8 protein-coding genes and 3 pseudogenes are annotated in these 8,413 nt (G+C 64.8%); 2 read left to right on the top strand and 9 right to left on the bottom strand.

What is annotated here, in order from left to right:
• The 5 genes and pseudogenes from Q0K09_RS09715 to rimP form a co-directional block, all read right to left on the bottom strand.
• A pseudogene (locus Q0K09_RS09715) lies at positions 1 to 620 on the bottom strand (translation initiation factor IF-2 N-terminal domain-containing protein); the annotation flags it as partial.
• Positions 621 to 757: 137 nt separating this feature from the next.
• A complete protein-coding gene (locus tag Q0K09_RS09720) occupies positions 758 to 1,282 on the bottom strand; it encodes a 50S ribosomal protein L7 (protein ID WP_294475749.1) in 525 nt (174 codons plus the stop codon).
• A complete protein-coding gene (locus Q0K09_RS09725; RefSeq protein ID WP_294475751.1) occupies positions 1,275 to 1,550 on the bottom strand; it encodes a YlxR family protein in 276 nt (91 codons plus the stop codon). Before Q0K09_RS09725 ends, Q0K09_RS09720 begins: the two co-directional genes overlap by 8 nt.
• A 27-nt stretch (positions 1,551 to 1,577) precedes the next feature.
• Positions 1,578 to 2,828 carry a transcription termination factor NusA gene (nusA, locus tag Q0K09_RS09730; RefSeq protein WP_294475753.1) on the bottom strand — a complete coding sequence of 417 codons (1,251 nt, stop codon included), beginning with the start codon at positions 2,826 to 2,828 and terminating at the stop codon, positions 1,578 to 1,580.
• Between the two features lie 33 nt (positions 2,829 to 2,861).
• A complete protein-coding gene (gene rimP, locus Q0K09_RS09735) occupies positions 2,862 to 3,317 on the bottom strand; it encodes a ribosome maturation factor RimP (protein ID WP_294475755.1) in 456 nt (151 codons plus the stop codon).
• A 260-nt stretch (positions 3,318 to 3,577) separates the two neighbouring features.
• Between rimP and pyrE the strand changes: the two genes are divergently transcribed.
• Positions 3,578 to 4,249 (top strand): orotate phosphoribosyltransferase, encoded by a 672-nt coding sequence (gene pyrE, locus Q0K09_RS09740; protein WP_294475762.1) that lies wholly within the window; start codon positions 3,578 to 3,580, stop codon positions 4,247 to 4,249.
• A gap of 33 nt (positions 4,250 to 4,282) precedes the next feature.
• A complete protein-coding gene (gene radC / locus Q0K09_RS09745; protein ID WP_294475759.1) occupies positions 4,283 to 4,978 on the top strand; it encodes a DNA repair protein RadC in 696 nt (231 codons plus the stop codon).
• Between the two features lie 208 nt (positions 4,979 to 5,186).
• Here radC and Q0K09_RS09750 read toward each other — a convergent pair whose 3' ends face one another.
• The 4 genes and pseudogenes from Q0K09_RS09750 to Q0K09_RS09765 all read right to left on the bottom strand — a co-directional run.
• On the bottom strand, positions 5,187 to 5,375 hold the full coding sequence (locus Q0K09_RS09750; RefSeq protein WP_294475760.1) for a hypothetical protein: 189 nt from the start codon (positions 5,373 to 5,375) through the stop codon (positions 5,187 to 5,189).
• Complete coding sequence (locus tag Q0K09_RS09755) at positions 5,372 to 6,085, bottom strand: N-acetylmuramoyl-L-alanine amidase (protein WP_294475761.1); 714 nt, start codon at positions 6,083 to 6,085, stop codon at positions 5,372 to 5,374. Before Q0K09_RS09755 ends, Q0K09_RS09750 begins: the two co-directional genes overlap by 4 nt.
• Before the next feature lie 889 nt (positions 6,086 to 6,974).
• Positions 6,975 to 7,442: pseudogene (ribE, locus tag Q0K09_RS09760) on the bottom strand (6,7-dimethyl-8-ribityllumazine synthase).
• A 48-nt stretch (positions 7,443 to 7,490) separates the two neighbouring features.
• Positions 7,491 to 7,706, bottom strand: a pseudogene (locus Q0K09_RS09765) (bifunctional 3,4-dihydroxy-2-butanone-4-phosphate synthase/GTP cyclohydrolase II); the annotation flags it as partial.
• Between the last annotated feature and the right edge of the window lie 707 nt (positions 7,707 to 8,413).

The following is an 8,413-nucleotide window of genomic DNA, read 5'->3' on the forward strand; positions in this document are numbered from 1 at the left end:
AGGCGGCGCATCTTCTCCTGCTCCTCCGCCCGGCGCTTGCTGCCCTGGAAGCCGCCGCCCCGGCGCTGCTGGTTCCGCCCCTGGAACTTCTGCTTGCCGGCCTGCATCTGCTTGGCCTTGCCGGCGGCCAGATCCTCCAGCCGCTGGTCGTACTTCTCCAGGTTGACGCTTCCGCCCTTCCGGGTGTCCACGATCTTCTTCTCCGGGACCTTCCGGCCGGGGTTCTGCTGCTGGGACGCCCCCTGGCCCTGCTGGGGCTTCTGACCCTGCTGCTGCCCCCCCTTCTGGCCGCCCTGCTTGGGGGCGTTCTGGCCGCCCTGGGCGGCCGCCTTCTGGCCCTGCCTGCCCTCTCCCTGCGGCTGCTTGGCGGGGGCGGCGGGCTTGGCCTCCGGGGCGGGCTTGGGCTCGTGGTAGGTGTCGGCAAAGATGCTCTCGATGTTCTTCACCTGGTTGTGCTGGGTGAGATAGTCGAAGATGATGGACAGCTCGCCGTCCTCCAGAACCTGCATGTGGTTCTTGGGGGTGGCGGCGTATTTGGTGAGAATATCGGTGATCTCTTTGGTGGGCCGCTTAAAGTCCTTGGCCACCTCGTGGACTCTGTATTTAATGAAATTGCTCAAATGATATCCCTCCATTGGATGTTGGGACCGCTTCCATACGAAAACCCAAAGGGCCGGCCTTCCGGCTTTCGTATGGAAGCGCTCCGCAAAAAAATGGTTTCTCCCCTGCTCTGGTACGGGGTCTCATGTTGTCTTTTTCACGTCACCTGACGCCCTCCTCCGCGCTTTGTACCCTTTCCGGGTCCGTGGTTGGGTTTTGGTTTTCCACTCCGGCCGGCCGCCGCCCTGGGCGGGGCCCAGGGATGGGCCTTGGCCCGCTGGAGCTGCTTCTCATGGCGGCGCTGCTCCCGCTGCCGGGCCAGCACCCGCCGGGCCCGGTGCGCCAAGAGCCGGGCGGTCTCGCCGTAGGCGGCCTCGTTCCGGGCGGCCAGCCGCCCGGCGAAGGCGGCGGCCAGTCCGGCGTCGGTGAAGGCCAGCATGGCGCAGCTCCCCCGGCCGGCGGCCAGCCCCAGCTCCGTCTTGGTGTAGGGGCACTGGACCAGCGGAGCCCGCCCCGCCTGGGCAAAGTGATCGGCCCGCCGGAGGGTGTTTCCGGCGGCGTCAGCGGCCAGCACCAGAAGCCGGGCGTGACCGGCTCGGGCGGCGGCCCCCACGGGCTCCTCCCCCGCCTCCAGGCGCCCGCCCCGCCGGGCCAGGCCGATGAGATGCAGGGCGTTATCCATCCTGGTCCCCCTCCTTCATCTGTTCCTCCAGGGCCGCGTAGACCTCCGGGGGCAGGGCCATAGAAAAGGCCCGCTCCAGAGCCCGGGCCTTCCGGGCCCGCTTGAGGCACTCCGGGTCGGGGCAGACGTAGGCCCCCCGGCCCGGCTTCTTGCCTCGGAAGTCCAGGGAAATCTCCCCCTCCGGGGACTTCACCACCCGGATGAGCTGCCGCTTCTCCTTCATCTCCCGGCAGCCCACGCACTGGCGCATGGGTATCTTTTTCGGCATTGGGCGTCCGCCTCCCTTCTCCTGCGGTCAGACCTGGATGCCGCCAGAGTCCTCCCTCTGGTCTCCGCCGGACTCCTCCAGAATATCCTCAGACGCCTCCGAGAGGTCCCTGGGCTCCTCCAGGATATCCTCGGGCGTCTCATCATCCACCACCAGCAGGTCCTCCTCTGGCTCAGGCAGCTCGCCGGGGTCGGATGCCGGTTTGATGTCGATCTTGAAGCCGGTGAGCTTGGCGGCCAGCCGGGCGTTCTGGCCCTCCTTGCCGATGGCCAGGGAGAGCTGGTCGTCGGGCACCACCACCCGGCAGCTCTTGCCGTCGGGGAAGAGGTCCACGCTGATCACGTCGGCCGGGGAGAGGGCGGCCGCCACATACTGGGCGGGGTCCTCGCTGTACTTGATGATGTCCACCTTTTCCCCGTGGAGCTCCTCCACAATGCTGTTGACCCGGGACCCGCCGGGGCCCACGCAGGCCCCGATGGGATCCACGTTGGGGTCGGCGGACCAGACGGCGATCTTGGTGCGGCTGCCCGCCTCCCGGGCGATGGACTTGACCTCCACGGTGCCGTCGTAGATTTCGGGAATCTCCAGCTCAAAGAGGCGCTTGACCAGTCCGGGGTGGGTCCGGGACAGGAGGACCTGGGGCCCCCGGGTGGACCGGCGGACCTCCACCACATAGACCTTCAGCCGGTCCCCCTCGCGGATGACCTCTCCCCGGACCTGCTCGCCGGGGGCCAGGAAGCCGTCGGTGTACTCGCTGCTGGAGCTGATGCGGAGGCTGGCCGCCCCGTTCCGGGGGTCGATCCGCGTGACCACGCCGGTGAGAATCTCGTGCTCCTTGGAGCTGAACTCGTCGTAGACCATGCTCCGCTCGGCCTCCCGGATGCCCTGGATGATGACCTGCCGGGCGGTCTGGGCGGCGATGCGGCCGAAGTTCCGGGGCTTTACCTCGATGCGGACCACATCCCCCAGCTGGGCGTAGGGGATGGCGCTCCGGGCCTCCTCCAGGGAGATCTCGGCGGCGGGATTGTCCACGGTCTCCACAATGTCCTTGAGGATATACATCCGCACCTCGCCGGTCTCGGGGTTGGCCTTGACCTCGATGTTGTCCCCGGCCCCCTCGTGGTCCCGCTTGTAGGCGGAGGCCAGTGCCTGGGTGATCTTCTCCATCATGTAGCCGGCGGGAATGCCCTTCTCCTTTTCAATCTGGGCGATGGCGGCAAAGAACTCCTGGCCGGCGTTCTCACCGCCGTTGGCTTTTTTCGCGTTTTTTCTCGGCATATCCTTTTCTCTCCCTTATTCCTTCCCGTATCCTTAAAAGCTCACATGCAGCCGGACCTGGGCCACGTCCTTTTTCTCCAGGACCACTGGCTCCCCGGAGAGCGCCAGGGTCACGTCTCCGTTCTCGCAGCCCAGCAGGGTCCCGGTGAGCTCCTTGCGCCCCTCCCGGGCCCGGTAGAGCTTCACATCCACCTGGCTGCCCAGAAAGCGCCGGAAATGCTCCGGCTTCTTCAGGGCCCGGTCGGCCCCGGCGGAGGAGACCTCCAGGATATAGCTCCCCTCGATGGGGTCCGCCTCATCCAGGGCGTCGCTGAGGGGGCGGCTGACCGCCTCGCAGTCCTGGATGGACACCCCGCCCTCCTTATCAATATAGACCCGCAGGTACCAGTCCCCCGCCTCCTTGACGTACTCCACGTCCCAGAGGGTGCAGCCGTTTTCCGCCGCGATGGGCCCGGCCAGCGCCGCCGTGAGGTCGCTCACCTTTGCCATAGATACCCCGCCTCCACCAATTTTACATAATTTTACAGCTCATATTTTTTCAATAAGAAAGAGCGGGGAGGGCCCCACTCTTGACGGATACTTACATACATAGCGTAAACAGTATACCATAGGTATCCCGCGATTGCAAGGCTTTTATACGGATTTCCACCTGGGTTTCCGGGGATTTCTCCATTGTCAGCCCGGATAGAAAGTGATATAATATGGCAGCTGAATTGAAAAAATGGCAGAAAGGATGTCCGTTCATGCCCATGACCTACAAGGAAGCGTTCATCGCCTTCATGGTGCGCTCCGGCGTGCTCACCTTTGGGGACTTCGTCACCAAGTCCGGCCGGAGGACCCCCTACTTCATCAACACCGGAAACTACAAGACCGGGGCCCAGGCCGGCAAGCTGGGAGACTACTATGCCGCCTGCATCCAGGAGCAGTTCCCTGATGGCATCGACTGCCTCTTCGGGCCGGCCTACAAGGGCATCCCTCTGGTGGTCTCGGCGGCCGCCGCTCTCTACCGGAACTATGGCCGGGACCTGCCCTACTGCTTCAACCGCAAGGAGGCCAAGGACCACGGGGAGGGGGGGTCCCTGGTGGGGTACAAGCCCCAGGACGGGGACCGGGTGGCCATTGTGGAGGATGTGGTCACCGCCGGAACCGCCGTCCGGGAGTCCATCGCCCTCTTCCGGGATGTGGCAAAGGTGGACATTCGGGCCCTCTTTGTCAGCGTGGACCGCATGGAGCGGGGGACCCGGGACTGCTCCACCCTGGACGAGCTGCGGCAGGACTACGGCATTGCGGTCTGCCCCATCGTCACCGTCCGGGAGATCATGGCCTTCCTCCACAATCGGGAGCTGGACGGGAAGGTTTGGCTGGACGACGCCACGCTGGTGCGGATGGAGGCCTATCTGGCCGAGTACGGCGCCCGCTGAGGACCCCGGCGGGAGAGAGGGGAGGGAGGAAGCGTGGGGCTCCACGACGGCCACCGCAAGCGGCTCAAGGCCCAGTTTCTGGCCCACGGCGAGGATTTCCACGACCACCAGCTCCTGGAGCTTCTGCTGTGCTACGCCATTCCCCAGGGGGACGTAAACGGCCTGGCCCACACCCTGCTCAACCAGTTCGGCTCCCTGGCCGGAGTGATGGACGCCCTGCCGGAATCCCTCCGGAAGGTGCAGGGAGTGGGGGAGCACACCGCCGTGCTCCTCAAGCTGGTGCCCAAGCTGGCGGGGCGCTACCTGGAGGACCGGGCCTCTCTGGGGACCATTCTGGACACCACCCTGGCGGCCCGGAACTACCTCATGCCCTATTACCGCCAGGGGGGCCGGAACGAGATGGTCTATCTGGTGTGCATGGACGCCAAGTACAAGGTCCTGGGCTGCCGGAAGCTGGGAGAGGGCTCGGTGAACGCCGCCGACATCACATCCCGGAAGGTGGTGGAGGCTGCCCTGGCCTGTAACGCCACCTGCGTCATCCTGGCCCATAATCACAGCTCCGGCCTGGCCCTGCCCTCCCAGGCCGACCTGACCACCACCCGGCGCCTGTGGGGCATCCTACAGAGCGTGGGGGTGGAGCTGGTGGACCACCTGATTTTCGCCGACGATGACATGGTTTCCCTGAAGGACAGCGGCATCTTTCAGGGCTATTACCAGGAGGAGCGGTAAGCGCCCGCCGGAATATCGTCCACATACCAAACCGGCAGGTCCCCGGCGCGGAAACGCTGACCTATGAGGCGTTCTTTGCCTATGCCTGATTTTGGAGCTGCCTCTCCCCTATAAACCGGCCGGGGCGCCCTGCGCAATCCAAGGATTGCGCAGGGCGCCCTTTTTGATTTCATCTGCGCGGGCCAAAATCCCTCGACACCAGGCGCCGTCAGCCCTCTCTGTTCTGATTTGCCTCCTCCGCCTGGGTTCCAAAGTAAAAGGCGATGATGACGGTAAACACCGTGAGGAACTGGTCCGCCGCCACCAGGCCGCAGACGGACAAGTAGGCGAAGACCAGGGTGAGAAGGATGGCGACGATGCTCTTTACCGTCAGCAGCCGCAGCAAACGCTCCTTCATGGTTTCCCCTCCAGCAGGCCCAGCCGGTCCAGCACCAGGGCGGCCTGTTCCCGGGTGAGGGCCCTCTGGGGGGCGGTACCGTCAAAAATCCCGGTGGCAGCGGCCCTGTTCCAGGCTGCGGACGCCCAGTCCGAAGGCGGCTGGGTTCCGCGCTGGTCCAGCCAGACGTCCATCATCTGGTTAAATTGCTCTTGCGTCATAGGTTCCTCCAATCTGGCCTTGAAGGCCGTCCATTTGTCCTCGTCGATGAGGGGCAGGGGGCAGAGCTTCCCGGTGACGTCGTAGTGACGGAGCACATGCTCCAGCGGAATTTCATATCGGGCCATGATGTCCCGCCCCAGCGCTGCGGCGGCGGCATAGGTGGCCTCGTCGATGGTCCAGTTCCCCTGTGGGTCCTGGCGGCAGCACATCTCGATGCCGATGCTGTTGGCGTTGCGGCAGGCGGGGTGTCTGTAGCGCCCGTCGGTCCGCCCGCAGTGCCAGGCGGTGTCCTCCTCCGGGACGCTCTGCCAGACGGCGGCGTCCTCGCTCTCTCGGCCCACAAAGTAGTGGGCGCTGGCCCCGGTCCCCGCCGTGGTGTGAAAATACCGGGCGTTGGCCTCCGCCCCGCCGGTGGCCCCTACATAGTGGTATACCAGGAAGGAGATGGGCTGCATCCGTCCCCGCCGGCAGTTCTCCGGGCTGCAGGGGTAGTCCTTGTGAATGATCATCACGCGCCCCCGGCGGCCCGGAGGACGGTCAAACAGCTCTCCTGAGACGCCCCCCAAATGGTCCTCAGATGGTTTGTCAGAAACATAGATGCGCCTCCTGTTCCGGCCTTGCGGCCACACTGAAATGGATGCCCGCCGCCCCCCCTACATCCTATTCCGAAGGGGGCCTTTGGGCGCCGGGCCAGGGTCTGCCCCCTCTGCGGGGGGGGGGGGGGCGGAGACGGCCTTGCGGACCGCCGCCGGGCCAGCATGGAGGAAGCAAGCGGGCGGACTTCCCCGGCTCTTCGGTCCTGGCGAACCCACGCACGGGGAAGCGGCTGGCCCAGCTCATGCGCCAGTGGGACTTCGACACTGGGATAGAGATCCAGCGGTGCGACCTCAAATGCGGCCGGCAGGTCCTCTGGGAGAGACCGGCGCCCTATCTGACTGCGCCCTTCCGCATGAAGGGGAGCAAATGGGTGGAGCTCCTGTTTGATAACAGCACACAGCCGGACGTGGTCTTCCGGCTCTTTGACCGGGCGGTTGACGCGGACGAGGCGCGGGGCTGCAACATCGTGCTGGATACGCCGCCCACAAAACCGATGGCGGTCTGTCAGGACACGGCGCTGCCCGCCCGGGGCGCGGGCTTTGAGCCGGAGGAGCTGGACATCCCGGAGAAAATCCGGCAGATGCGGCGGCTGTACAAGTACAAAGGCGGCTCCTTTACGGCTGCCGCTCATATCCCTGTCCCGTTCCTTCCACTGCGGGGCCGCTTTCGCCGCCAGGCGAGACCACCCCCTTGGACAAGGCCCAAGGACACAGAAACGGCGGGTTGCATCCTTTTGCAATCCGCCGTTCCGTACAAGGCACGTTCTGTTCTGACAGCAAAGCTGCGGCTCTCCCGCCGCTGTCACACATCCATGGTCCGCAGCAAATTCACCATCTCAATGGCGCCTTGGGCGCACTCGGCGCCCTTATTGCCCGCCTTGGTGCCGGTCCGCTCAATGGCCTATTCAATGGTATCCGTGGTGAGGACCCCGAACAACACCGGTACGCCGCTGCTCAGCGCCGCCTGGGCGATGCCCTTGGACACCTCCGCGCACACATAGTCATAGTGGCTGGTGGAGCCCCGGATCACCGCCCCCAGAGCGATGACGGCATCATACTTCCCGCTCTTGGCCATTTTGGCGGCCACCAGGGGGATCTCAAAGGCCCCGGGAACCCAGGCCACGCTGATGTCCTCCTCCCAGACGCCGTGGCGCAGCAGGCTGTCCTCACAGCCGGACAGCAGCTTGGATACGATGAACTCATGGAACCGGGTGCAGGCGACACCGGCCGGAATGCCCTCAGATACCAGTTTTCCCTCGTAGATTTTCATGGTGTGCTCCTCCTGTCTGTCAAATGCGTTCAAAATCCGGTGTGCGGCTCAGTACTGAACCAGGTGGCCCATGCGATGCTGTTTGGTCCGCAGGTAAAATAAGTCTTCCGCCGTGGCGGGGCTCTGGATGGGCACCCGCTCCACAATCTCCAGTCCGAAATCGGACAGCTGGTAGATCTTGTCCGGATTGTTGGTGAGCAGCCGCATGGTCTTGACCCCCAGGTCCCGGAGGATCTGGGCTCCAATCCAGTACTCCCGCAGGTCCGGGACGGCGGAGATGGTATACCACACGGCGTTGTCGTCCTGCCGCCAGGCGGTGATGGCGCCGGTGCTTCAATGTGGCCGGAGACGATGCGGCCGCCGAACCGGCCGTCTGCCGCCATGGCCCGATCCAGGTTCACGGGACTTCCCGGCCCCAGCGCCCCCAGAGAGGAGCGGCGCAGGGTTTCGTGCATCACGTCGGCGGTAAAGCCTCCGCCGTCCACCGTCGTGGCGGTGAGTCACACCCCGTTTACCGCCGCACTGTCACCGGTCTACAGATCCGCGCACACTGTCCGCGCCCCGATGGAGAGCACCGACGCGCGGGCCCCCGCCGGATGGCTCCCATCTCCTCAACAATTCCCGTGAACATCTGCGTCCACCTCCCCTTCCAGCAAAAAAATCCTCCCCCAGGGGGTGACGGTGGTCTTCCGCAGACGCACCGCCTGGGCCGGAAGCGCCACCCCCGGCCCCGGCGGCCGTGGCGATCTTGCCGCCCAGGGTCATGGCGTACTTCATCACCACATAGGGCCGCTTCGTTCGGATAAAGTGGAAGAACACGGGGTTTAGAAACCGTATTCACAAATAGGGAAAGAAGTAGTAGAATGTGGATATGAAAAAAGAAAAGAAACGCAGGGCGTACCCGAGCGACTTGACGGATGAACAGTGGGCGGAGATTGCGCCGCTCTACACGGGAATGCGAAATTGCAGAT

Source organism: uncultured Intestinimonas sp., from assembly GCF_944387725.1.
In the GTDB taxonomy this organism is placed as follows: Bacteria; Bacillota; Clostridia; order Oscillospirales; family Oscillospiraceae; genus Intestinimonas.

Excerpts from the sequence above, each read along its gene's own strand:
- Q0K09_RS09720 (WP_294475749.1), bottom strand. The coding sequence starts at position 1,282 with ATGGATAACGCCCTGCATCTCATCGGCCTGGCCCGGCGGGGCGGGCGC.
- Q0K09_RS09725 (WP_294475751.1), bottom strand. The coding sequence starts at position 1,550 with ATGCCGAAAAAGATACCCATGCGCCAGTGCGTGGGCTGCCGGGAGATG.
- nusA (WP_294475753.1), bottom strand. The coding sequence starts at position 2,828 with ATGCCGAGAAAAAACGCGAAAAAAGCCAACGGCGGTGAGAACGCCGGC.
- rimP (WP_294475755.1), bottom strand. The coding sequence starts at position 3,317 with ATGGCAAAGGTGAGCGACCTCACGGCGGCGCTGGCCGGGCCCATCGCG.
- pyrE (WP_294475762.1), top strand. The coding sequence starts at position 3,578 with ATGACCTACAAGGAAGCGTTCATCGCCTTCATGGTGCGCTCCGGCGTG.
- Q0K09_RS09750 (WP_294475760.1), bottom strand. The coding sequence starts at position 5,375 with ATGAAGGAGCGTTTGCTGCGGCTGCTGACGGTAAAGAGCATCGTCGCC.
- Q0K09_RS09755 (WP_294475761.1), bottom strand. The coding sequence starts at position 6,085 with ATGATCATTCACAAGGACTACCCCTGCAGCCCGGAGAACTGCCGGCGG.